This is a genomic window from Lapillicoccus jejuensis (assembly GCF_006715055.1).
In the GTDB taxonomy this organism is placed as follows: Bacteria; Actinomycetota; Actinomycetes; order Actinomycetales; family Dermatophilaceae; genus Lapillicoccus; species Lapillicoccus jejuensis.
Genome location: NZ_VFMN01000001.1, coordinates 970,012 through 992,111, shown reverse-complemented (window position 1 = coordinate 992,111; position 22,100 = coordinate 970,012). Strand labels below are relative to the sequence as shown.

The following is a 22,100-nucleotide window of genomic DNA, read 5'->3' as shown; positions in this document are numbered from 1 at the left end:
CGGGAAGGTGCCGCGCGGCGGGCGGGGTGGCCGTTCGCCCAGCGGCGGGGTCGGCTGCGGCGAGCGGTCGGCCCCGCGCGCCGAGCGGTACGACGCCCCGCCGGGTCCTCCCGGCGAACTCGCAGACTGCGGTCCTACCGTGCGCCGATGACGACCTCCCCGACCTCGTCCACCTCGACCCCCGACGGGGAGCGCGGGCGGCGGCTGCTGCCGGGCAGCGAGCGCCCGGCCCTGGACGCCCCCACCCGCGGGCTGCCCGACGGCGCCGTGGCGCAGGCCACCCTCGTGCTGCGCCGCCACGGCGACCTGCCCGAGGGTCGGCGGCTGGAGGCCGCGGAGCTCGGGGCGTCGTACGGCGCCGCGCCCGACGACCTCGCGCTGGTCACCCGGGTGCTCGAGGCGCACGGCGTCACCGTGCTGGAGGCGCACGGGCCGTCGCGGCGCGTGCGCGTGCAGGCGCCGGTGGCCGTCCTCGAGGACGTGTTCGCGACGTCGCTGCACGGCGCCAGCGTGGACGGCGTGGACGTCCGGGCCCGGGAGGGGGCGCTCGGCGTCCCCGCCGAGCTGGCCGACGTCGTCACGGCCGTGCTCGGCCTCGACGACCGGCCGCAGGCCCGGACCCGCCACGTGGTCGCCGCGGCGGCGGCCGGCGGGACGTCGTACACCCCGGTGGAGCTGGCGCAGGTCTACGGGATGCCGCAGGCCGACGGCACCGGCCAGACCATCGCGATCGTCGAGCTGGGTGGGGGGTTCGACCAGCAGGACCTGAGCACCTACTTCTCAGGACTGGGTCTTCCGACGCCCTCGATCACCGCGGTCGGGGTCGACGGGGCCGCCAACGCGCCGGGGCAGGACCCGCAGGGCGCCGACGGCGAGGTGCTGCTCGACATCGAGGTCGCCGGGGGCGTGGCCCCGAGGGCCGACCTCGTCGTCTACTTCGCCCCCAACACCGACGCGGGGTTCCTCGACGCCGTGGCCACGGCGACGCACGCGACGCCGACGCCGGTGGCGCTGAGCATCAGCTGGGGGCAGAGCGAGGACCAGTGGACCGCGCAGGCGCGCACGGCGATGGACCAGGCCTTCGCCGACGCCGAGGCGCTGGGGGTCGTCGTGCTGACGGCCGCCGGCGACAGCGGCAGCGCGGACGGCGCCGCCGGCGTGCACGTCGACTTCCCGTCGGCCAGCCCGCACACCGTCTCGTGCGGCGGCACCTCGCTCACGGTCCAGGGCGGCCGGGTCGTCTCGGAGACGGTGTGGGACGGGGGCGCGCGGGGCGGCGCCACCGGGGGCGGCGTCTCGGACACCTTCCCGCTGCCGTCGTGGCAGGCCGGCGCCGGCGTCGGGGACCGGTCCGGCACGACCGCGACCGGCCGCGGGGTGCCGGACGTCGCCGCGGTCGCCGACCCGGCGACCGGCTACCGGGTCCTCGTCGACGGCACCCCGCAGGTCATCGGGGGCACCAGCGCCGTCGCGCCGCTGTGGGCAGGTCTCGTGGCACGGGTCGCCCAGCTCTCCAGGCGCCGGCTCGGGCCGGTCCAGCCGCACCTGTACGCCGCCGCGCGTCCCGGGGTCACGCCGGCGGGCCTGCGCGACGTGACGACCGGCTCCAACGGGGCGTACGACGCCGCGCCCGGCTGGGACGCCTGCACCGGCCTCGGGGTGCCGGCCGCCGGCGTCGACGCGCTGCTCACCGGCGGCTGAGCGCGCCGCCCTCGTCGGCGTCCGCCCGGCGGCCGCGGGTGGCGGCGAGCACGTCCTCGGGGACGTGCAGCCGCACGAGGGTGCGGGCCGTCCCCGGCGGCACGCGGCCCGGGGTGGCGAGCGAGACGAGGACCATGACGAGCGTCGCCGTCGGCATCGTCCACGCCGCCGGCTGCGCGAGCAGCGCGCCGGCCCACCCGCGCCCGGACGCGACGCCCGCGACCGTCGCGACGGTGGCGGCCAGCGCCAGGGTGCCGCCGGTGAGCAGACCGGCGGCGGCGCCGGTCACCGACAGCCGGCGCCACCACACCCCGAGGATGAGCAGCGGGCAGAACGTCGACGCCGCGACGGCGAAGGCGAGGCCCACCGTGTCCGCGAGGCTGGTGCTGACCCCGACGAGGCTGGCCACGGCCGGGACGGCGACGGCGACGACGGCGGAGAGCCGGAAGGTGCGCGCCGGCGGCACGTCACCCCCGGTGGTGCGGCGCATCCGCGCGCCGAGCAGGTCCTGGTCGAGCACCCCCGCGACCGACACGGTCAGCCCGGACGCGGTGGAGAGGAAGGCGGCGAACGCGCCGCCGGCGAGGACGGCCGACAGCAGCGCGCCGAGGGTGCCGGGGGACACCGCCTCGGGGACGAGCAGGGTCACGGCGTCGGCGCGCAGGCCGTCGGGGAGGGTGGGGACGTAGACCCGCCCGAGGACGCCGTACACCGGGGTGACGACGTAGAAGGCGCCGAGCAGCGCGATGACGATGAGCGTCGTCCGGCGCGCCGACGGGCCGTCGGGGTTGGTGTAGAAGCGGACGAGCACGTGCGGCAGCCCCATCGTCCCGAGGCACAGCGCGAGCAGCGTGCTGTACGTCGCGTAGGTGGGGTGCTCGCGGGCCCCGAAGCCGGCCAGGGCCCCCTCCCAGCCGCCCTCGGCGGCCGGCAGCGGGTGCCCGTTGCGCGCCCAGACGAGCATCAGGACGAAGGCGGGGACGGCGATCGCGGTGAGCTTGATCCAGTACTGCACCGCCTGCACGAGGGTGATCGAGCGCATCCCGCCGGCGGCGACGCTCGCGAGGACGACGAGGGCGACGACGACGTTGCCGAGGTACGGCGGCGCGCCGGTCACCGTCGCCAGCGCGAGCCCGGCGCCCTGGAACTGGGGCAGCAGGTAGAGCCAGCCGATCCCGACGACGAGGACGGAGGCGAGCAGCCGGATCCCGCGCGACTGCAGCCGCAGCTCGGCGAAGTCGGGCAGCGTGTAGGCGCCCGAGCGGCGCAGCGGGGCGGCCACGAGGACGAGCAGGACGAGGTAGCCGACGGTGTAGCCGACGGGGAACCACAGCATGTCGGCGCCGAGCGAGAAGACGAGGCCGGCGACACCGAGGAACGAGGCGGCCGAGAGGTACTCGCCGCTGATCGCCGAGGCGTTCCAGCGCGCGGAGACGCTGCGGCCGGCGACGTAGAAGTCGCTCGTCGTGCGCGACAGCCGCAGTCCGAAGGCGCCGACGGCCAGGGTGACGAGGCAGACGAGGGTGACGGCGACGACCGCGCCGGGTGACCTCACCTCGACCTCACCCCGACCTCACCGCTGGCCCATGAGCTCGGCGAACTCGCGCTCGACCCGCTCGGACTGCCGAACGTAGATCCGGGCGGCGAGGACGACGACGGGGTAGAGCAGGACGCCGACGACGACCCACGGCAGGGGCACGGGGCCGAGGTGCACGGCGCGGGTCGCGGGCACGAGGGCGAAGAGCGCCGGCAGCCCCGCCAGCGGCACGGCGATGCCGAGCAGGATCGCGGCCGCGAGGCGGCGCTGGGCGCGCAGCAGGGCGGCGAGGTAGACCTCGCCGAGGCCGGTCTGCTCGGCGAGCTCGAGGGTCGCCGGGCGGCGCTCGGCGCGCCGTCGGGCGTCGCGGCGGGGGGAGGTGACGCGTACCCGCCGCGGCGGTGGGGTCGGCGTCGTCACCGGTGCCTCATCGGGTCGTCGGGCTCATCGGGGGCTGCGCAGCAGCCGCTCGCGCAGGGCGCGGGTGTGCCGGCGGCTGACCTGCAGGACGACGTCGCCGACGCTGACCCGGCAGCGGCCGCCGTCCATCGAGACGGAGGTGACGTGCGGGAGCGACACGAGGGTGGAGCGGTGGATCCGGGCGAACCCGGCCTCGCCCCAGCGCTCCTCGAGGGCGTTGAGGGAGACCCGCACCAGGTGCGACCCGGCGTCGGTGTGGAGCCGGGCGTAGTCGCCGTGTGCGGTGGCGTAGCGGATCCGGCTGCGCTGCACGAAGGTCGTCACCCCGCCGAGCTCGACGGGGATCGTCTCGTCCTGCGGCCCGCGCGCCGCGGCGTCGTCGCGCTCGCCCGGGCGCTCCTCGCCGGCGTCGCGCTTCTCGACGACCCGGCGCACCGCCTCGCGCAGCCGCTCCGCGCGGATCGGCTTCATGACGTAGTCGGTGGCGGCCAGCTCGAAGGCGTCGACGGCGTGGTCGTCGTACGCGGTGACGAAGACGACCTGCGGGCGCTGCGAGAAGCGGGCGAGGACCCGGGCGAGGTCGAGGCCGTCCAGGCCCGGCATCGAGACGTCGGAGAAGACGACGTCGACCGTGCTGTCCTCGAGGACGCGCAGCGCGTCGGTGCCCGAGGACGCCGTCCGGACCTCGCCGACCCGGTCGTCCTGCTCGAGCAGCCAGGCCAGCTCGGCGAGGGTCGGGGCCTCGTCGTCGACGACGAGCGCCCGCAGCGGGGGCGCGGTCGCCGGGGTCGGCGTCGTCGTCGGGCCGGACATGGGCACAGGGTAGGGCTCGCTCACGGCTGCGCGTGGACTCCCGGCGCGAACTTGGGGACGCGGAAGACGACGCGGGTCCCGGCGCCGGGGGCGGTCTCGACGACGAGGCCGTAGCGGTCGCCGTACGCCTGCCGCAGCCGCGCGTCGACGTTGCCCAGCCCGACGGAGTCGGCCTCGGACTCGCCGGCGAGGACCGCGCGGATGGCGTCGGGGTCGCTGCCGACGCCGTCGTCCTCGATGGTGATCTCGGCCTCCTGGCCGGTGTCGGCGGCGGTGATCGTCACGTGCCCGACGCCGGGCTTGCGCTCCAGCCCGTGCCGGACGGCGTTCTCCACCAACGGCTGCACCGACAGGAAGGGCACCGCGACCGGCAGCACCTCGGGGGCGATGGTCAGCTGGACGACGAGCCGCTCGCCGAAGCGCGCCTGCTCGAGGACGAGGTAGCGCTCGATGTTGCGCAGCTCGTCGCGCAGCGTCGTGTAGGCGCCGCCGCGCCGGAACGCGTAGCGGGTGAAGTCGGCGAACTCGAGGACCAGTTCGCGGGCCCGGTCGGGGTCGGTGCGCACGAACGAGCCGATGGCGCTGAGGCAGTTGTAGACGAAGTGCGGCGAGATCTGCGCCCGCAGCGCCCGCAGCTCGGCCTCCATGAGCCGGCTGCGCTGCCGCTCCAGCTCGGACAGCTCGACCTGGGTGGAGATCCAGCCGGCCAGCTCCTCGGTCGCACGGACCAGGCCCGGGGAGACCGACGGCCCGTACGCCGCCAGCGCCCCCACCACCCGCTCGTCGGCCGTCACGGGCGCGACGACGCCGGAGCGGATGGGGCAGTCGGGGTCGCCGCAGGCGAGGTCCTCCTCGCCGAGGACGGTCGTCGCGCCACCGGCGAGGACCCCCGCGGCGAGGGCGACGACCTGGCCGCGGTGGTGCGAGCCCGTGCCGTCCCAGGCGAGGACCGCGGCGGGGTCGGTGAGGGCGATCGCGCGCGAGCCGAGCATCGGCCGCAGCTGCCGGGCCGCACGGGCGGCCGCGTCCGGGGTCAGGCCCCCGCGCAGGTGCCGCGCCGCGACGCTCGCCGTGTGCAGGGTCTCGTACGTCGCCCGGTCCACCTCGTCGACGAACCGGCGCCGGCGCAGCAGGGCCACCGCCCCGACGCCGAGCAGCACGACGACCGTGACGACGACCGCGACGGCGACGAGGGTCACGCGCGCAGCGTACGGGCGGGTGGGGCCGGCGGGGCGGACCCTAGGCTGGGGCCCGTGAGCGACGCGCCGAGCCACCGGGCGCTCGACGCCCTCGTGGGCCTGCCCGGGGTCGCCGAGGCCGCGCAGCGGTCCCGCGACGCGTGCACCGCGCTGCGCTTCCACGAGGGCCTGCGCCGGCGCATCCCCGAGGCGGCCGCCGAGTCGCGGGTGCGCGGGGCGTGGGCCAGCGCCGCGGTGGACGGGGCGACCTCGCCGCTCGGGCTCGTGCGCGACCGGGCCCGGGGTGCCGTGCCGTGGCCGGCGGAGCCGGACCCGGTCGAGGCCGTCGTCCGCGCCGCCGTGCGGGTGACCTCCGAGACCGAGCACCTCGCCGGGCTGGTGACGACCGCGCCCCTGCAGGTGCTGGCGCGGCTGCACGTCGCGGCCGCCGCCGACCTGCTCCCGGCCGACCAGGTCGGTCGGCCGCGGTCGGCGGGGGAGACGTGCGCCGAGCTCGTCGACGTGGGGGAGCCCCCCTCCTCCGACGCCGTACGGCGCCGCCTCGACGGCCTCGCCGCGCTGCTCACCGGCGGCTGGACCGGACCGGTGACGGTGCTCGCCGCCCTGGCCCACGCCGAGGTGGCGACCGCGCGGCCGTTCGTGCGCGGGAACGGGCTGGTGGCGCGGGCGCTCGAGCGGATCGTCGTCGTCTCCCGCGGGCTCGACCCCACGGGGGTCTCGGTGCCGGAGGCCGGGCACGAGCAGGCCGGCGCGGCGGCGTACGTGGGCGCGTTGGCCGCCTACGCGACCGGGCGCCCGGAGGGGGTCGCGCTGTGGCTGGTCGCGTCCGCCGACGCGGTGACCGCCGGGGCGGCCGAGGGGGCCCGGGTCGCCGACGCGGTGCGGGTCGGCCGGCTGTCCTGAGCGGACCGACCCCGGGGAGCGCGGCGGCAATGTCCTCCGCGCGCAAGCCGTTGTCAAGACTGGCTCCTGGGGGCGCGGAGGAGTACAACTGAGGTCTCGACCTCGGTCGAGGAGAAGACCACCGCGAGACCCTCGGGCACCCACGCGCGGCCAGTCCACGTCGGACCGTCCACCACCGGGTACGCCCGGAGCGACACCAGTGAAGTGCACGCTTGGTCACCCGCAGGGCGACGCGGTCGTGGCGGCACCCCCCGGGGTGCCGCCACACCCATGTCCGGCGTCGGTCGCGCGTCGGTCGCGCGTCGGTCGCGCGTGGGACGCGCGTGGGACGCGCCGGTCGTCCACAGGGGGTGGGTCCGCGGGGTCGTCCACAGGGGCCGTCCGCCGGCGCGGCGGCGGCCGGGGGCCGCGGAGCAGCCTGGGGCGATGCCGCTGCTCCACGCCCCGTCCGACCCCGCCGTGACCCCGCCGCCCGGGCCGGGCGACCCGCCCGCGCGCCGGGGCCGGGTCGTCGCCGTGACGGGGACGTCGGGCGGGGCGGGGGCGAGCGCGCTGGCCGCGGCGATCGCGGTGCGGGCGCGGCTCGCCGGCCGCACCGCCTGCCTGGTCGACCTCGACCCGTGGGGTGGCGGGCTCGACGTCGTCGTCGGTGCCGAGCAGGAGCGCGGGCTGCGCTGGCCCGACCTGGGACGGCTCGCAGGGCGGGCGGACGGCCCCGCCCTGCTGGCGGCGCTGCCGCGGGCGCAGGTCCGCGGCGACCTGCCGGTGCTCGCGCACGACCCGCGGTCGGCGGGTCCCGGGCCGGAGGTCTCGCTGGAGGTGGTCACGGCCCTCGCGGGCGTGGTCGACCTGCTGGTCCTCGACCGCCCCGGCCGGGTCGCCGGGGCCGTCCCGTCGCTCGAGGTCGAGCTCGACGAGCAGCTGCTGCTCGTCCGGCCGGGGGTCGCCGGGGTCTGCGCGCTGACGGCCCACCGGACCGCGCACCCCGTCGGTCCCCCGCCCCAGGTCGTCCTGCGCGGGGTCGACGACCGGCAGCGCGACGACCTCGTCGTCCTGCTCGCCGAGCACTTCGCGCTCCCCGTGGCCGCCGTGCTGCCCGACGACCGGTCGCTGCCCCGCGACCTGCTGCACGGCGTGCCGCCCGGGACGAGCCGCGGCCCGCTGGCGGCGACCGCCGACGTCCTCCTGCTGCGTCTCCTGCCGATCCCGTTCGACCACCCGGCGGTGGCGTGATGACGGACCCGTCGCTCACCCCGGGGGTGTGGGACCGGATCCGGGCGGGGCGGGCGCCGGACCCGGTCGCGATCGACGCGCTCAGCGGGGGGCAGGTGGCCCGGCTCGGCCGGGACGGGGCCGCCGAGCTGGGCGGCGGCCTGCGGGCCCGGCTGCTCGGCGCGGGCGCCCTCGAGGAGCTGCTCGAGCGACCGGGCGTGACGGACGTCGTCGTCAACGGTGACGGCGCCGTGTGGGTCGACGCCGGCCGCGGCCTGGAGCGGGCGCCGGTCGACCTCGGCGACGGCGAGGCGCGCCGGCGGCTCGCGGTGCGGCTGGCGGGCCAGGCGGGCCGCCGCCTCGACGACGCGTCGCCGTACGTCGACGGGCTGCTGCCCTCCGGGGTCCGGCTGCACGCCATCCTCCCGCCGCTCGCGGAGGGGGGCGTGCACCTGTCGCTGCGAGTCCCGGCGCGAGGCGGGCTCGACCTCGACGACCTGGTCGACCTCGGCACCGTGCCCGCGGCCTGGCGCGGGCCGCTGCGGGCGCTCGTCGACCGTCGGGTCGCCTTCCTCGTCACCGGTGGCACGGGCGCGGGCAAGACGACGCTGCTCGCGGCGCTGCTGTCCTGCGCGGGCCCCCGCGAGCGGCTCGTCCTCGTCGAGGACGTCCGCGAGCTCGCGGTGCGGCACCCGCACGTCGTCCGGCTCGAGGCGCGGCGCCCCAACGTCGAGGGCGTCGGGGAGGTGCCGCTGCGCACCCTCGTGCGCCAGGCGCTGCGGATGCGGCCCGACCGGCTCGTCGTCGGGGAGGTCCGGGGGGCGGAGATCAGCGAGCTGCTCGCCGCCCTCAACACCGGTCACGACGGCGGCTGTGGGACGGTGCACGCCAACACCGCCGCCGACGTCGTCGCCCGGGTGGAGGCCCTGGGGGCACTGGCCGGTCTGCCCGTTCCCGCCGTCCACGCGCAGCTGGTCAGCGCAGTCCAGGTCGTGCTGCACCTGCGCCGCGGGTCGGGAGCGGGCGTGCGGCGGCTGGAGAGCGTCGCCGTGCTCGAGCGGGCTCCGGCTCCCGGGGGTGAGCCGGTCGTGCGCGACGCCCTGACCTGGGACGGGCGCGAGTGCGCCACCGGTCCGGGGTGGGCCCGGCTGTCGGCGCTGATCGGCCCCGCCGGGGGTCTGCCGTGACCGGGCTGCTCCTGGCGCTCGCGGTGCTGCTCTGGCCCGGCCGCCCGGCGCCGGTGGGCCCGCCCTCGCGAGGGTCCGCCTCCGCGACCGGGGGCGGCACCGCGGCGCCGCGGCCGGGGCTGCGCCGCCCGGTACCGATGCTCGGGGCGGGGGAGCGCCGCCGGGCCGCGGCCGACGCGGAGCTGCTCGTCCTGCTCGAGCTGCTCGGCCCGGCGCTGCGGGCGGGGCTCCCGGTGATCGCGGCCCTCGACGGTCCGGGCGGCGGCACCGCGCTGGGGGCGGCGCTGCGTGCGGCCGGATCGGCCGGGGACCCCCTGGGCCCGGTGTGGGGGGAGTGGGCAGCCCGGGTCGGTTCGGACGCCGCCCGGGTCGTCTCCCGGGTCTGGCGCCTGGGCGAGCGGCTGGGCTCGCCGTTGGCCGACGGGGTCGAGGACGCCGCCGAGTCGGTGCGGGCCGGGGCCGACCGGCGCCGTCGGGTGGCGACCGCGGTCGCCGGGCCGCGGGCGACGGCCCACCTGCTCACCCTCCTGCCCGTCGCGGGCCCGCCGCTGTCGCTCGCCCTGGGGTTGCGACCGGACGAGCTGTGGGGCGGGGTCGGTGGCCCCCTGGCCTTCGTCGGGGCCGGTCTCGTCGTGCTGGGGCACGTGTGGTGCCGGGCCCTCCTGCGAGCCGTCACCCGACCGCGGCCGGCGGGGGCCGGGTGACGCCGGTCGAGGTCGCCGACGCGGTCCCGGGCGGCGCGCTGGGCCCGGTCGTGGGGCTGGTCCTCGCCGTGGCCGTCCTCGTGCTCCCCGGCCGTCGGGGGGCGTCGGCGAGGCAAGGGGGACGAGGTGTCGGGCCGCGGGGACCGGGACGGGCGGGGCGGCGGTCTGCACGGCGTCGGCGCTCCCCGACGACGTCCGAGGTGTCGGGGGTCATGGTGCTGCTCGCGGTCGCGCTGCGGTCGGGGTGCGGGGTGACCGAGGCGGTCGAGGCGGTGGCCGCCGTCCACGACGACGACCCCGGTCCGGTCGCGGTCCAGCTGCGGGCCGTGGCGGCGGCGCTGCGGTGGGGCGTGGCGCCGTACCCCGCGTGGACGGCGGCCGACCCGGCGTGGGCCCGGGTCGCGACGGTGCTGGCGGTGGCGGCGCGGGCCGGGACGGCTCCGGGGCCGCCCCTGCTGCGGGCGGCCCGCGACCTGCGGGCCGCGGAGGCCGCCGCCGTCGAGGTCGCCGCCGCGCGCGCCGGGGTCCGGCTCGTCGCCCCCCTCGGTCTGGTCTTCCTCCCCGCGTTCGTCCTCACGACGCTGGTGCCCGTCGTGCTCGCCCTCGCGGGACGCGTCCTGGGGTGACGGCCGAGGCCCGCAACCCGCTCACCTGCACGTGTTGCAGCCGGACGTTGCGGATGCAACCTTTCGCGGAGAGGGGCAACCGCCCTCCGGGCACGGCAGACTTCGCCCGGGGGGACGGGCCCGTCGGCCCCCTGCCGGGTTCGGGAGCGACGGGCGCAGGAGGTGGGACGGGTGCCACGACAGGGCAGTCGGGACGTGGTGGGGCCGCGTCCTCGGAGCGACGAGCGGGCGGTCTGACCGTGGCCTCCTCGATGTCCTCCTCGTCGTCCTCCTCCCCCTCGTCCTCCTGGATGGCGAGGTCCGCCGGGTCGCTGCTGCGTCGGGCGGTCGCGCCGCTGGCCTCGCTGGGGCGGGCGCTGCTGCGCGCCGTCGCGCCCATCGCGACCCCGCTGACGACGACGGTGCACGGGGTCGAGGTCGGGCTGATGCGGGCCGCGGCCGGGCTGCGCCTCGTCGTGCTCCTCCAGGCCGGCGTCATCGTCGCGTTCAACTCCCGGACCTTCTCCGACCCCCCGCTCGCGACGGTCGTCTACCTCGCCACCGTCGTCCTGTCGGTCGCCGTGCTCTTCGGGGTTCGCACGGGGCCGGCGTCCAGGCGGTGCTGGGTGTCGCGCGCCGACCTCGTCGGCGCCGCCGTGGTCCTCGTCCTCATGCCGGTGGTCGTCGGTCCCAACCAGCTGATCGGGTCGTCCACCGCGTGGGGGTACCCCTTCGCGCTCACCGCGGTCGTCCTCATGGCGATCCTGCTGCCGCGCACCGAGACGCTCGGGTGGGCGGTCGTGCTCACCGTCGTCTACGTCGTGTCCAGCCAGAGCGGCCTCATCACCCGGCCCAAGCCGTGGACGGTCGGTGTCAACGCCGGCGGCATCGTCGGTTTCGCTGTTCTGCTGTCCGCTCTAGTTGGGTTCCTGCGCCGGCTCGGCGCCGCGGCGGACACGACGGTCCGCTCGGCCGCACAGATCGCCGCCGAGGAGGAGCGCGACCGGGCGCGGCGGCTGCTGCACGACCACGCGGCACTGCTCGCCGTCCTCGCCGACCGCGTCGACGACGCGGCGCTGCGCCGCCAGAGCCGGGGGGCCGCCAACGAGATCGTCGGCTTCCTCGCCGGGCCGGCCGGCTGGGACCCCATCCCCGACGGCACGCTGGCCGACGTCGTCCGCGAGTCGGCCGAGCCGTTCGGGGACCTGCCGCTCACGGTGACCGTCGAGCTGGCCACCCGCACCCCGCTCTCCGCGGAGCAGGCCGACGCCGTCGCCGGCGCCGTCACCACCCTGCTGCACAACGTCCGCGCCCACGCGGACGCCCGCTCCGTGGTCGTCCACGCCGACGTCGACGACGCCGGCACCTCCTGGGAGGTCACCGTGCGCGACGACGGCGTCGGGTTCGACCCGGCGACGACGCCGCGCGGCTTCGGTCTGGCCCGTCAGGTCGTGGGTGCCGCCGAGCGGGCCGGGCTGCACGTCACGGTCGACTCCGCGCCGGGGGAGGGCACCCTCGTCCGCCTCCAGGGCGCCGTACGGCCGCCCGATGGGGCCGGGAGCGCCGAGAAAGGCCGACGATGACGACCGCTGACCACGTGCGCCCGCTCGCGCCGACGGCGGGACCGGTGCCGCGCGTCGCGCTCGTCGACGACTCGCCGTTCATCCGCGACGGGGCCCGGCTGCTGCAGCCCGAGGTGGACGTCGTCGCGTCGTACCCCAGCGTCGAGGAGCTGCTCGCCGCGCGACCCGACGTCGACGTCGTCCTGCTCGACCTGCGGCTGCACCCCGGGCCGGGGGTGAGTGCCCAGGGTGCCCGCGGGGTGCGCGAGGTCGCAGCCACCGGCGCCAAGGTCCTCGTGTACACGGAGGACCGGCGCCGGATGGTCCTGGCCGGGTGCCTGGCCGCGGGGGCCAGCGGCGTGGCCCACAAGAGCGACCCGGTCGAGTGGGTCGTCGACGCGGTCCGCACCGTCGCCCGCGGCGGCGTCAGCGTCACGCCCGCGGTGGCCGGCGTGCTCGAGCTGGCCGCGCGGCGCGGGGCGCTGGCCCCGGTGACCGGCCGCAAGCTGCAGGTCCTGCGGGCCCGCGCCCGCGGCGAGTCCTTCAAGGGGATCGGCAGCCGCCTGCACATCGCCCCGTCGACCGCGGAGGACTACATGGCCGAGGTGACCCGCCTGTTCGCCGACTACCTGCGCGAGCACTCGCCCGCCGACCTCGAGCGGCACCTCGGGGTCGGCGAGGGCGACGTCCTGGACCCCGACGAGTCGCCGCGGCGGCGTCGGTGACCCCGGGATTTCCGGGTACCGCCCGGCGCAGCGATCGACTTGCATGGGGGCACGGGGCCCTCGTTCGGGGACAGGGCCCCCGGTGGGGGGCGGTCGCGTGGTGGCAACCGGAGAGTGCGACCGCCCCCCACCGGCTCTGCGTGCCGCGAGGAGGACGGCGCCCATGACGACCCCCGAGCTCGACCCCGCCGACCTGGGCTGGCTGCTGGCCAACGCCCGCGAGCACGCGGCGAGCGCGACCCTGCGCTCCGCCGCCGGGTTCGCCCGCGGCGGGCCCGACGAGCCCGTCCACCGCTCGCAGGTCGGGCGCTGGGAGTCCGGGCACACCCCCGCCGGGTACGCCGTCGTCCGGCGCTACGAGCGCACGCTGGGCCTCCCCGCGGGCCAGCTCACCCTCGCGGCCGACTTCATGGCCCGACGCCGCGACCCGCTGCGCGTCCAGCCGGTCGTGGCGCGACCGGACCGCGCCACCTGGCCGCAGGACGTCCTCTCCCTCGTCGAGCGGGCCCTGGCCCCTGAGCGGATGACGGGTCGCGAGTGGGACGTGCTGTCGGCCACCCTCGCCGCGCACCCCGAGGTGCTGCTGCGGGGGGAGGACTGGAAGGCGCTGCTGTCCCGGGTGACGCTCGAGTCGTCGGTCACCTGCGGGCTGGAGTACAGCTTCCGGGCCGAGGCGGCGGCGCGGCTGGCCGGGCACCCCCGCAGCGGTCCGGTCCTCACCCGGCTCGCCGACGAGGCGCTGGCCGACCCCACCACGCAGATCTTCGAGCTCGTCGGTCAAGTGCAGTACTCCGACGACCCCGGGGCCGCGGAGGTGCTCGTGCGCCACCTCGAGCGGCCGGAGGTGCGCGAGAGCGTCGCCTGGACCACGCTCTACATCCTCACGACCCTGGCCCGGCACGGCCGGCTCGCACGGCCGCTGGTCGTGCGGGCGGGCACGCGGGCGCTGGAGCTGCTGCGCGACGGTGAGCGGTCGGTGCGCACGCACCGCACCGCCGCCGCGCTCCTGGACGCCATCGACCCGCCGACGCGCACCCTCATCGTGTCCGCGCTGCAGTCGCAGTCGCGACGGCGCATCGCCCGCATCGTCGGCGAGGGGAAGGCGATGACCGCGGAGGAGCTGAGCGAGGCGGGGCGGCGGGTCGAGACGCGGCTCACCGAGCTCTACGGCCCCCGGTCGCGGTGGGCCCCGCCGCTGCAGGACCTCGTGCGCACGGCGACGGGCGCCGCCCACCTCGAGGCCCGCGGTCTCGCGCTCGAGGTGCTGCACCTGCTGCCGCAGGGGCGCGCCGTGGGGCTCGCCTACGCGGACGAGCTGCGCGAGCACGTCGCCGCCCACGACGTCGTCCGCAGCGACGACGCCCTGGCCCGGCTGTCCTGGCTCGCGCAGCCGGAGGACGTGCCCTTCCTGCTCTCGGTGGCGACCGACGGCTCGCTCGACCCCGTCACCACGCAGACGGCGGCCGCGGCGGTCGCCAACGTGCGGCACCGCACCGAGGCGGGCGCACCGACCGGCCCGTCGGTCGTCGCCTACGACGGCGCGCTCGCCGAGGCGACGTACGCCGCCGCGGTCCGGCTCCTCGAGGACCCGGCCACGGGGGCGGCGACCGGCGGCGACCCCGGCCGGGGGTTCCTCTACCTGCTGGGCATGGCCGGGCGCTTCGACCTCCTCGGGCGCCTCGACACCCTCGCCCGCCGGCGCGGCGCGAGCGACTGGCGGCCCGGGCTGCGCTGGTGGCTCGAGCTGCCCCCGCACGTGCGGCCCGAGCGGGGCGGCGCCGCCGGCCTCGGCCTGCGCGGGCCGGGGGAGCGCTCGGCCTCCTGACCGGTCAGGTCGTCGACGGCAGGTTCTGGGTCCGCAGCTGGCCGCGGGCGACGAGCCGGTCCTGCTCGTCGCGGGTCTCGACCACCCACACCTGCTGGCTGCGCCCACGGTGCAACGGCGTGGCCGTCGAGACGAGCGGCCCCTCGGACACCGCGCGGTAGAAGTCGGTCTGGTTGGACACGCCGACGACGTGCCCGCGCTCGCCGAACCACAGCGCGGAGGCGATCGACCCGAGGGTCTCGACGACCGTGCAGTGCACGCCGCCGTGCACGATGCCGAACGGCTGGTGCAGCGACGGTCCGGCCTCCCAGGTGGCGGTCACGACGTCCGGTGAGACCTGCGTGAACCGCAGCCCCAGGGCCTCGGCGAAGGTGCCGACGGCGCCCGCGCCCGTCAGCCCGGCGAGCAGCCCGTCGCTCCGGGGGTCCTCGGGTGCGTCCATCGCTGCTCTCCTCCTGGCGTACGGCGGCCCGACCGGTCCCCGCGTGCGGGCGGTGCCGGCGGGCCGGTCCGGCGTCAGCCTAGGCGGGCGCCGACCGGACCCGGGACACCGGCGGGCGGGACACCGGCCGGTGGGCGCCGGACGGCGGCGTCGTCCACAACCCCCGGTCCCCGAGCGTCGTCCACAGGGTCACGTCCGCACCCGTGCCCGGCCGGGACGCTCCGGCCCAGGATCGAGCAGGGCCCCGGCGACCGCCGAGGGCCGGTGGTCGAAGGGAGCCAGCATGTCCAGGTCCGTGTCGAGGTCGAGGTCGAGGTCTGTGTGGGGGTGGGGGTCGGGTCCGGTCCGTACGACGAGGCGGCGGCTCGACGCGGGGATGACGACGGCGGAGTACGCGGTCGGCACCCTCGCCGCCTGCGCCTTCGCCGCCGTCCTCCTCGCGATCGTGCGGTCGGGGGCGGTGAAGTCGGCCCTCACAGCCGTCATCACGTCGGCGCTGTCCGTGGTCGGCTGAGGTGGCGCGGCGCGACGGCGGCATGGTCACCGCCGAGCTCGCCGTCGCGCTGCCCGCCGTCGTCCTCGTCCTCGCGGTGCTGCTGGGTGCGCTGTCGGTGGGGGCCGACCAGGTGCGCTGCGTCGACGCGTCGTCCGCCGCGGCGCGGTCGCTGGCCAGGGGCGAGCCGACCGGCCGGGCCGTCGGTCTGGCCCGCTCGCTCGGCCCGCACGGCGCCGCCGTCGCCCCCGCGGTCGGTGCCGACCTCGTCACGGTGCGGGTCTCGGCGCGACGCAACCTGCCGCTGCTGGGGTGGTCGTGGACGGTGGGGTCGACGTCGGTGGCGGCCCGCGAGGACGTCGTCGCGGGTGCCCCGTGACGGGCACCGGTTGGGGGCGGCGCCGGGGGCCCGGGTGGTCGAGGTGGTCCCGGGCGTCCTGGTGGTCCGGGCGCGCTCCGTGGCCCCGGCGCGCGCGTCGAGGGCGGGAGCGCGGGGCCGGCTCGGTCCTCGTCGTCGGCGTCGTCCTGGCTCTCGTCGGCGTCGCGGTCGCCGGGCTGGTGCTCGCGGCCGTCGTCGCGGCGACGCACCGGGCGCGGGCGGCGGCCGACGCCTCCGCCCTGGCGGCGGCCGCGGCGCTGGTCCGCGGCGCCTCCCCGGGCACGGCCTGCGCGACGGCTGACGCCGTGGCCCGGGAGGACGCGGCGCGGATGACGGCGTGCCGCGCCGACCCCGGGTCCGGGCGGGTCGGGGTGCAGGTGGAGGTGGCGGTCCCGGGCGCGGGGTCGCGCTGGGGGCCGGCCCGGGCGCGTGCCCGCGCGGGACCGGCGGGCGCGGACCGTCAGGGGCGGACGCGGCCGTCCGTTGGCGCGCTGGCGCTCGTCCCGGCGGTGTGGCCGGTGGGGGTGTGGCCGGTGGGGGCGTGGCCGGCCGTGGTCGGCGTGTCGCGCTGGGTCGAGCGCAGTCGCTCGACCTCCTCGCGGCTGCGGCGCAGCTCGTGGCGCTGCGCGCGGCGGCGTCGGAATCCGGCGCCGGCGAGCCGGGTGCCGAGCCACGCGAGGACGACGGCGGCGGCGCCCGCGACGACGAGGGTCACCGGGAGCAGGCCGACCGACACGCCGGCGGCGCTGATCTCGACGCTCTGCGTGGACTGCGAGACGAGCAGGCCCAGCAGCACCCCACCGCCGACGCCGAGGATGAACAGGATGACCCCGATGGCGAACATGGCGACACCTCTCTCGTCGAGCCGTCCCCCGGGTGACGAGAGGTCGGCGCCCGGTCGGACGGTCCTGCCGGACCCGTCGTCCTCCCTGCCCGACGCGGAGCCCGCGGGGAAGGTGCCCCGCGGGGCGGGTGCCTCAAACCCGGTCGACGTCGCGACGAGGCAGCGGTGCCGGGTCGCCGAGGGCCCGGACCGTCACCTCGAGGAGCACCTGGGCCCCGTGGCGGTCCAGGGGGTCGTTCCCCCCGGCGCAGGAGGGGGACTGCACGCAGGACGGGCAGCCCTGCTCGCACAGGCACCGCGCGACGACGTCCCGTGCAGCCCCCAGCCAGGCCGGGCCGGCCTCGAACCCGCGTCGGGCGAAGCCCGCCCCGCCGGGCTGCGCGTCGTGGACGAGCACGGTGGGCCGCCCGGTGTCCGGGTGGCGGGCCGCCGACGTCGCCCCGACGTCCCAGCGGTCGCAGGTGGCGACGAGCGGCAGCAGGGCCGTGGCGAGGTGCTCGGCCGCGTGGACGGTCCCGGGCAGCCGCGCCGCGGCCACCCCGCGGCGGTCCAGCTCCGCCTCGTCGCACGACCACCACACCGCCGTGGTCGGCAGCCGGCGCTCGGGCAGGTCCAGCGGGTGCTCCCCGAGCACCTCGCCGGTGGACAGGACCCGCACGAAGGAGGTGACCCGGGTCCGGACCTCGACGGGGCCCGCACCCCAGGTCACCGGACCGCGCTCGCGCCGGTCCTGGCGGTCGCCGAGCTCGACGGCGCTGGCCACCCGGGCGCGCGTCGTCCAGCCGGGGTCCCCGGGCACGACGAGGGCGACGAGGTCGTCGAGGTCGAGCGCGGTGACGACGTACGTGCGCCCGCGGTGCTGGTAGACCGCGCCCGTGTGCACGAGGGTGAGCGCCCGGACCGGGTCGACGGTCCCCATGACCCGTCCCGAGCGGGCCTCGACGATGCGGACGGGGCTGCCGGTGCCGCGCAGCGACACCGCGGCGCCGTCGGGACCGACCTGCGGGGGGTACCAGCCGGTGGGTCGCCGCCGCAGGGTGCCGTCGGCGACGAGGTCGTCGAGGACCCGCGGGGTGGCCGGCCCGAACCAGCTCTCGTCCGCCTCGGTCACGGGCAGCTCGCGGGCGGCGGCGGCGAGGTGGGGGCCGAGCACGAAGGGGTTGTCGGGGTCGACGACGGCGGCCTCGACCGGGGCGTCGAGCACCGCCTCCGGGTGGTGCACGAGGTAGGCGTCGAGGGGGTCGTCGCCGGCGACGAGGACGGCGAGGGACTCCTCGCCGCCGCGGCCGGCGCGGCCGGTCTGCTGCCAGAAGGAGGTGCGGGTGCCCGGCCAGCCCGCGAGCACGACGGCGTCGAGCCCGCTGACGTCGACCCCCAGCTCGAGGGCGGTCGTCGCGGCCAGCCCGCGCAGCCGCCCGCTGCGCAGGTCCTGCTCGATCTCGCGCCGCTCCTCGGGCAGGTAGCCCCCGCGGTACGCGGCGACCCGGTCGGTGAGCGGGGAACCGTCGCGGTCGGCGGTGCGCAGCCGGTCCCGCGCCGCCGTCGCGAGGGCCTCGACCCCGCCGAGGGAGCGGGCGAAGGCCACCGTCTGCACCCCCTCGCCGACGAGACCGGCCAGCAGGTCCGCCGCCTCGGCGACGGCGCTGCGCCCACCGCCCGGCTCCCACAGGGCGTACGTCGCCGCGCCCCGCGGCGACCCGTCCGCGGTCACCTCGCGCACGGCCGAGCCGACCAGCCGCCCCGCGTGCCGGCCCGGCTCGGCCACGGTGGCCGAGGCGAGGACGAACGTGGGGCTCGAGCGGTAGCGGGCGGCGACCCGGCGCAGGCGGCGCAGCACGTGGGCCAGGTGCGCCCCGAAGACCCCGCGGTAGACGTGGCACTCGTCGACGACGACGTAGCGCAGCGCCCGCAGGAAGGACGCCCAGTGCTCGTGGCCCGGCAGCAGCGTGTGGTGCAGCAGGTCCGGGTTGGTCAGGACGTACGCGCCGTGGTCGCGCACCCAGCGCCGCTCCTCCGGCGGGGTGTCGCCGTCGACGGCGACGGCTCGCAGCCCCGGCAGGGCCCACCGCTCGATGCGGGACAGCTGGTCGTGGGCCAGCGCCTTGGTCGGGGCGAGGTAGAGCGCCGTCGCGCCCCGTCCGGTCGGGGCGGTGGTGCCGTCGAGCACCTCGGTGAGGGCGGGCAGCAGGTAGCCCAGCGACTTGCCCGAGGCGGTGCCGGTGGACAGCACGACGTGCTCCCCGCCGCGCGCGGCCTCCGCGGCCTCGAGCTGGTGGGTCCACAGCCGGTCGACCCCCTCGCCCGCGAGGGCCCCGACCAGCGCCGGGTGCACCCACCCGGGCAGCGGGGCGGTGCTCCCGGGGCGGGCCGGGCGGCGTCGTACGTGCGTGATGCGGTCGGGGTCGCCCTCCCCCGCCAGACGGGTCAGCAGCTCCTGCGGGGACCGGGACGGTCCTGCGCCGGGGACGGACGAGGTGGGGCGGGTCATCGCGATCACCGTACGTCGCCCCACCGTCACCGAGTAGGGTTCCGGGAGCCGCACGGGGTAGGGCGTGCGCGAAGGGCGAAGGACTCACCACCACCATGGATCTCGACATCACGACGTCGCAGCGCGACGCCCGGACGGTTGTCCATGTCGCGGGGGAGATCGACGTCTACACGGTGCCCGCGCTGCGCGAGCGTCTCGACGCGGAGATCGAGCGGGGCCACCACCACCTCGTCGTCGACCTCGGCGGGGTCACCTTCATGGACTCGACCGGTCTCGGCGTGCTCGTCGGGCGCCTCAAGGTCATCCGCGGCGTCGGCGGCACGATGTCGCTGGTCAGCGCCAACGACCGGGTGCTCAAGGTCTTCGCCATCACCGGCCTCGACAAGGTCTTCGAGATCCACCGCTCCGTCGACGAGGCCGTCACCGACGAGTGATGTCGGTCACCATCTGATTTGATGGGGCCGCGTGGTGACGCACAGGTAACGTCACCCGCGACCTGACACCTCGACTCGGCCGAGCCAACGCGCCCCCCGAGGTGGTCTCGCACCTCGAGGAGGACGTTTCGCATGCCCCTGATCGCCCCTACCGCCACCGTGGCGCTGGGCGGCAAGGACCTCACCCTGGTCTACGTCGTCCTCGCCATCGCCGTGGTCTCCCTGGTCTTCGGACTCATGTTCCGACGTCAGGTGCTGGCCTTCGACCAGGGCACCGAGAACATGCGCAGCATCGGTGGCGCCGTCGAGGAGGGCGCGCAGGCCTACCTGCGCCGCCAGTTCTCGACGCTGTCGTGGTTCGTCGTCATCGTCTTCGGCCTGCTCTTCCTGCTGCCGGCCGACACCCTCGGGATCAAGGTCGGCCGCTCGGTCTTCTTCGTCGTCGGTGCGCTGTTCTCGGCCGCCATCGGCTACCTCGGCATGTCGCTCGCGGTCAAGGCCAACACCCGCGTCGCCGCGGCGGCCCGCCTCGGTGACCGCGACACCGGCATGAAGATCGCCTTCCGCACCGGCGGCACCGTGGGCATGGCCACCGTCGGCCTCGGTCTGCTCGGCGCCGCCGTCGTCGTGCTCCTCTACAAGGGCGACGCCCCCAAGGTCCTCGAGGGCTTCGGCTTCGGGGCCGCGCTGCTGGCGATGTTCATGCGCGTCGGCGGTGGCATCTTCACCAAGGCCGCCGACGTCGGCGCCGACCTCGTCGGCAAGGTCGAGGCGGGCATCCCCGAGGACGACCCGCGCAACGCCGCGACGATCGCCGACAACGTCGGCGACAACGTCGGTGACTGCGCCGGCATGGCCGCCGACCTCTTCGAGTCGTACGCCGTCATGCTCGTCGCCGCGCTCATCCTCGGCTCCGCCGCCCTCGGCGACCAGGGCCTGGTGTTCCCGCTGCTCATCCCGGCCATCGGCGCCGTGACCGCGATCATCGGCGTCTTCATCACGCGAGTGCGGCCCGGTCAGAACGCGCTGACCGCGATCAACAACGGCTTCTACATCTCGGCCGGCATCGCGGCGATCCTGTCGGTCGCCGCCGTGTTCCTCTACCTGCCGGCGTCGCTGGCGGCCAAGGGCGACTCGGCCACCGGCCAGGTGGCCCAGGCCGCCGTGGACGGGCTGCGCATCCGCGCCTCGCTGGCGGTCCTGCTGGGCATCGTCCTGGCCGGCGTCATCCTCTGGCTGACCGGCTACTTCACCGGCACGGACAAGCGCCCCACGATGGACGTCGCCCGCACGACCCGCACCGGGGCCGCGACCGTCGTCCTGTCGGGCATCGGCGTCGGCTTCGAGTCGGCCGTCTACACCGCGGTCATCATCGGCGCGGCCGTCTACGGCGCCTACCTGCTCGGCGCCGGCATCGTCACCCTGTCGCTGTTCTTCATCGCCGTCGCGGGCACCGGACTGCTGACCACCGTCGGCGTCATCGTCGCGATGGACACCTTCGGCCCGGTCTCGGACAACGCGCAGGGCATCGCCGAGATGTCCGGTGACGTCGACGGCGAGGGCGCGCAGATCCTCACCGACCTCGACGCCGTCGGTAACACGACGAAGGCCATCACCAAGGGCATCGCCATCGCCACCGCGGTGCTCGCCGCGACGGCCCTGTTCGGCTCGTTCACCGACGCCTGGCAGAACGCGGTCCAGCCGATCGTGACCGCGAAGCAGAACGCGCTGAACGCCGCCATCCAGGCCGGGCAGCTGACCCAGCAGACGGCGCAGGCGCAGTACACGACCTTCACCGACCAGCTGTCGCGGCTCGTCGACCTGCAGATCTCGACGCCGAGCGTCCTCGTCGGCCTCATCATCGGGGCGGCCGTCGTCTTCCTCTTCTCCGGCCTGGCCATCAACGCGGTGACCCGCGCCGCCGGCGCCATCGTCTTCGAGGTGCGCCGCCAGTTCCGCGAGCACCCCGGGATCATGGACTACACGGAGAAGCCGGAGTACGGCCGCGTCGTCGACATCTGCACCCGCGACTCGCTCCGCGAGCTCGCCACCCCCGGCCTGCTCGCCGCACTGACCCCGATCGTCGTCGGCTTCGGCCTGGGGATCGGCTCGCTCGCCGGCTTCCTCGGTGGGGCCATCGGCACGGGCGCGCTCATGGCCGTCTTCCTGGCCAACTCGGGCGGCTCGTGGGACAACGCGAAGAAGATCGTCGAGGACGGCCACCACGGCGGCAAGGGCTCCGACGCCCACGCGGCCGCGGTCATCGGCGACACCGTCGGCGATCCCTTCAAGGACACCGCCGGGCCGGCCATCAACCCGCTCATCAAGGTGATGAACCTCGTGTCGGTGCTCATCGCCCCGGCCATCGTCACCCTGTCGATCGGCGACGGAGCCAAGCCCGTCGTCCGCTACGGCATCGCCCTCGTCGCGCTCGTCATCCTCGTCGCGGCCGTGGCCGTCTCGAAGTCGCGCGACATCGCGGTGGGCGGCGACGAGGACGAGGAGCCGGCCGACTTCGAGCAGCCGTCGGTCGACCCGGCCGGCGCGCACGACCCGCTGGCGGGCGAGCACGAGGGCGTCCGCGAGGACGTCGGTCCCCGGGTCTGACCCGCTCGCGCGACCCCCGC

At 77.1% G+C, this 22,100-nt stretch carries 20 protein-coding genes and 1 pseudogene; 14 read left to right on the top strand and 7 right to left on the bottom strand.

What is annotated here, in order from left to right; all coding sequences use genetic code 11:
* Nucleotides 1–147 precede the first annotated feature (147 nt).
* The gene (locus tag FB458_RS04750; RefSeq protein ID WP_141847223.1) at nucleotides 148–1,701 is read left to right on the top strand and encodes a S53 family peptidase; all 1,554 of its coding nucleotides are present in this window, start codon (nucleotides 148–150) and stop codon (nucleotides 1,699–1,701) included.
* Here the strand turns inward: FB458_RS04750 and FB458_RS04745 are convergent.
* Genes FB458_RS04745 through FB458_RS04730 form a run of 4 tightly spaced genes read right to left on the bottom strand, consistent with a single transcriptional unit; the run spans nucleotide 1,688 to nucleotide 5,670 of the window.
* Nucleotides 1,688–3,256, bottom strand: coding sequence for a sodium/solute symporter (locus FB458_RS04745; protein ID WP_141847221.1), 1,569 nt, complete (start codon nucleotides 3,254–3,256; stop codon nucleotides 1,688–1,690). The genes FB458_RS04750 and FB458_RS04745 overlap by 14 nt on opposite strands.
* 18 nt (nucleotides 3,257–3,274) lie before the next feature.
* On the bottom strand, nucleotides 3,275–3,658 hold the full coding sequence (locus FB458_RS04740) for a hypothetical protein (protein ID WP_141847219.1): 384 nt from the start codon (nucleotides 3,656–3,658) through the stop codon (nucleotides 3,275–3,277).
* Between the two features lie 24 nt (nucleotides 3,659–3,682).
* Nucleotides 3,683–4,471, bottom strand: coding sequence for a LytR/AlgR family response regulator transcription factor (locus FB458_RS04735; RefSeq protein WP_141847217.1), 789 nt, complete (start codon nucleotides 4,469–4,471; stop codon nucleotides 3,683–3,685).
* 20 nt (nucleotides 4,472–4,491) lie between these two features.
* A complete protein-coding gene (locus tag FB458_RS04730) occupies nucleotides 4,492–5,670 on the bottom strand; it encodes a sensor histidine kinase (protein WP_211355927.1) in 1,179 nt (392 codons plus the stop codon).
* Between the two features lie 54 nt (nucleotides 5,671–5,724).
* On the opposite strand from FB458_RS04730, the gene FB458_RS04725 reads away from it, so the two are divergent.
* The 8 genes from FB458_RS04725 to FB458_RS04690 all read left to right on the top strand — a co-directional run bounded on the left by FB458_RS04725 (nucleotide 5,725) and on the right by FB458_RS04690 (nucleotide 14,393).
* The gene (locus FB458_RS04725; RefSeq protein ID WP_141847214.1) at nucleotides 5,725–6,573 is read left to right on the top strand and encodes a Fic family protein; all 849 of its coding nucleotides are present in this window, start codon (nucleotides 5,725–5,727) and stop codon (nucleotides 6,571–6,573) included.
* A gap of 426 nt (nucleotides 6,574–6,999) precedes the next feature.
* A complete protein-coding gene (locus tag FB458_RS04720; RefSeq protein WP_141847212.1) occupies nucleotides 7,000–7,806 on the top strand; it encodes a CpaE-like family protein in 807 nt (268 codons plus the stop codon).
* Nucleotides 7,806–8,972, top strand: coding sequence for a TadA family conjugal transfer-associated ATPase (locus FB458_RS04715; RefSeq protein WP_141847210.1), 1,167 nt, complete (start codon nucleotides 7,806–7,808; stop codon nucleotides 8,970–8,972). Before FB458_RS04720 ends, FB458_RS04715 begins: the two co-directional genes overlap by 1 nt.
* A complete protein-coding gene (locus FB458_RS04710; protein ID WP_141847208.1) occupies nucleotides 8,969–9,676 on the top strand; it encodes a type II secretion system F family protein in 708 nt (235 codons plus the stop codon). The genes FB458_RS04715 and FB458_RS04710 overlap by 4 nt, the downstream gene beginning before the upstream one ends.
* Before the next feature lie 212 nt (nucleotides 9,677–9,888).
* Nucleotides 9,889–10,302 carry a type II secretion system F family protein gene (locus FB458_RS04705; protein WP_141847206.1) on the top strand — a complete coding sequence of 138 codons (414 nt, stop codon included), beginning with the start codon at nucleotides 9,889–9,891 and terminating at the stop codon, nucleotides 10,300–10,302.
* Nucleotides 10,303–10,553: 251 nt separating this feature from the next.
* Nucleotides 10,554–11,864: a sensor histidine kinase gene (locus FB458_RS04700; protein WP_141847204.1), complete on the top strand. Its 1,311-nt coding sequence runs from the start codon at nucleotides 10,554–10,556 to the stop codon at nucleotides 11,862–11,864.
* Nucleotides 11,861–12,568, top strand: coding sequence for a response regulator transcription factor (locus tag FB458_RS04695; RefSeq protein ID WP_246061068.1), 708 nt, complete (start codon nucleotides 11,861–11,863; stop codon nucleotides 12,566–12,568). The genes FB458_RS04700 and FB458_RS04695 overlap by 4 nt, the downstream gene beginning before the upstream one ends.
* Nucleotides 12,569–12,731: 163 nt before the next feature.
* Complete coding sequence (locus tag FB458_RS04690) at nucleotides 12,732–14,393, top strand: hypothetical protein (RefSeq protein ID WP_141847202.1); 1,662 nt, start codon at nucleotides 12,732–12,734, stop codon at nucleotides 14,391–14,393.
* 4 nt (nucleotides 14,394–14,397) lie between these two features.
* Here the strand turns inward: FB458_RS04690 and FB458_RS04685 are convergent, their stop codons facing one another.
* Complete coding sequence (locus FB458_RS04685) at nucleotides 14,398–14,835, bottom strand: PaaI family thioesterase (protein ID WP_141847200.1); 438 nt, start codon at nucleotides 14,833–14,835, stop codon at nucleotides 14,398–14,400.
* Nucleotides 14,836–15,118: 283 nt separating this feature from the next.
* On the opposite strand from FB458_RS04685, the gene FB458_RS22025 reads away from it, so the two are divergent.
* The 3 genes and pseudogenes from FB458_RS22025 to FB458_RS22235 all read left to right on the top strand — a co-directional run.
* The gene (locus FB458_RS22025) at nucleotides 15,119–15,349 is read left to right on the top strand and encodes a DUF4244 domain-containing protein (RefSeq protein ID WP_141847198.1); all 231 of its coding nucleotides are present in this window, start codon (nucleotides 15,119–15,121) and stop codon (nucleotides 15,347–15,349) included.
* A 1-nt stretch (nucleotide 15,350) separates the two neighbouring features.
* A complete protein-coding gene (locus FB458_RS21780; RefSeq protein ID WP_141847196.1) occupies nucleotides 15,351–15,707 on the top strand; it encodes a TadE family type IV pilus minor pilin in 357 nt (118 codons plus the stop codon).
* A pseudogene (locus FB458_RS22235) lies at nucleotides 15,641–16,141 on the top strand (Rv3654c family TadE-like protein); the annotation flags it as partial. The gene FB458_RS21780 and the pseudogene FB458_RS22235, both read left to right, overlap by 67 nt.
* A 26-nt stretch (nucleotides 16,142–16,167) precedes the next feature.
* Here the strand turns inward: FB458_RS22235 and FB458_RS04665 are convergent.
* Together FB458_RS04665 and FB458_RS04660 are read right to left on the bottom strand one after the other, a co-directional pair.
* Nucleotides 16,168–16,551 (bottom strand): hypothetical protein, encoded by a 384-nt coding sequence (locus tag FB458_RS04665; protein WP_141847194.1) that lies wholly within the window; start codon nucleotides 16,549–16,551, stop codon nucleotides 16,168–16,170.
* Between the two features lie 133 nt (nucleotides 16,552–16,684).
* On the bottom strand, nucleotides 16,685–19,039 hold the full coding sequence (locus FB458_RS04660) for a DEAD/DEAH box helicase (protein ID WP_141847192.1): 2,355 nt from the start codon (nucleotides 19,037–19,039) through the stop codon (nucleotides 16,685–16,687).
* 95 nt (nucleotides 19,040–19,134) lie between these two features.
* Between FB458_RS04660 and FB458_RS04655 the strand changes: the two genes are divergently transcribed.
* Both FB458_RS04655 and FB458_RS04650 read left to right on the top strand, forming a co-directional pair.
* Complete coding sequence (locus FB458_RS04655; protein ID WP_141847190.1) at nucleotides 19,135–19,473, top strand: STAS domain-containing protein; 339 nt, start codon at nucleotides 19,135–19,137, stop codon at nucleotides 19,471–19,473.
* Between the two features lie 132 nt (nucleotides 19,474–19,605).
* Entirely contained in the window at nucleotides 19,606–22,080 is a 2,475-nt protein-coding gene (locus FB458_RS04650; RefSeq protein ID WP_141847188.1) for a sodium-translocating pyrophosphatase, read from the top strand.
* Nucleotides 22,081–22,100 lie beyond the last annotated feature (20 nt).

Bases quoted from the DNA above. Each gene is read 5' to 3' on its own strand.
- FB458_RS04655 (WP_141847190.1), top strand. From the start codon at position 19,135: ATGGATCTCGACATCACGACGTCGCAGCGCGACGCCCGGACGGTTGTC.
- FB458_RS22025 (WP_141847198.1), top strand. From the start codon at position 15,119: ATGTCCAGGTCCGTGTCGAGGTCGAGGTCGAGGTCTGTGTGGGGGTGG.
- FB458_RS04735 (WP_141847217.1), bottom strand. From the start codon at position 4,471: ATGTCCGGCCCGACGACGACGCCGACCCCGGCGACCGCGCCCCCGCTG.
- FB458_RS04695 (WP_246061068.1), top strand. From the start codon at position 11,861: ATGACGACCGCTGACCACGTGCGCCCGCTCGCGCCGACGGCGGGACCG.
- FB458_RS04720 (WP_141847212.1), top strand. From the start codon at position 7,000: ATGCCGCTGCTCCACGCCCCGTCCGACCCCGCCGTGACCCCGCCGCCC.
- FB458_RS04750 (WP_141847223.1), top strand. From the start codon at position 148: ATGACGACCTCCCCGACCTCGTCCACCTCGACCCCCGACGGGGAGCGC.
- FB458_RS04715 (WP_141847210.1), top strand. From the start codon at position 7,806: ATGACGGACCCGTCGCTCACCCCGGGGGTGTGGGACCGGATCCGGGCG.
- FB458_RS04700 (WP_141847204.1), top strand. From the start codon at position 10,554: ATGTCCTCCTCGTCGTCCTCCTCCCCCTCGTCCTCCTGGATGGCGAGG.
- FB458_RS04705 (WP_141847206.1), top strand. From the start codon at position 9,889: ATGGTGCTGCTCGCGGTCGCGCTGCGGTCGGGGTGCGGGGTGACCGAG.
- FB458_RS04660 (WP_141847192.1), bottom strand. From the start codon at position 19,039: ATGACCCGCCCCACCTCGTCCGTCCCCGGCGCAGGACCGTCCCGGTCC.
- FB458_RS04650 (WP_141847188.1), top strand. From the start codon at position 19,606: ATGCCCCTGATCGCCCCTACCGCCACCGTGGCGCTGGGCGGCAAGGAC.
- FB458_RS04685 (WP_141847200.1), bottom strand. From the start codon at position 14,835: ATGGACGCACCCGAGGACCCCCGGAGCGACGGGCTGCTCGCCGGGCTG.
- FB458_RS04665 (WP_141847194.1), bottom strand. From the start codon at position 16,551: ATGTTCGCCATCGGGGTCATCCTGTTCATCCTCGGCGTCGGCGGTGGG.
- FB458_RS04690 (WP_141847202.1), top strand. From the start codon at position 12,732: ATGACGACCCCCGAGCTCGACCCCGCCGACCTGGGCTGGCTGCTGGCC.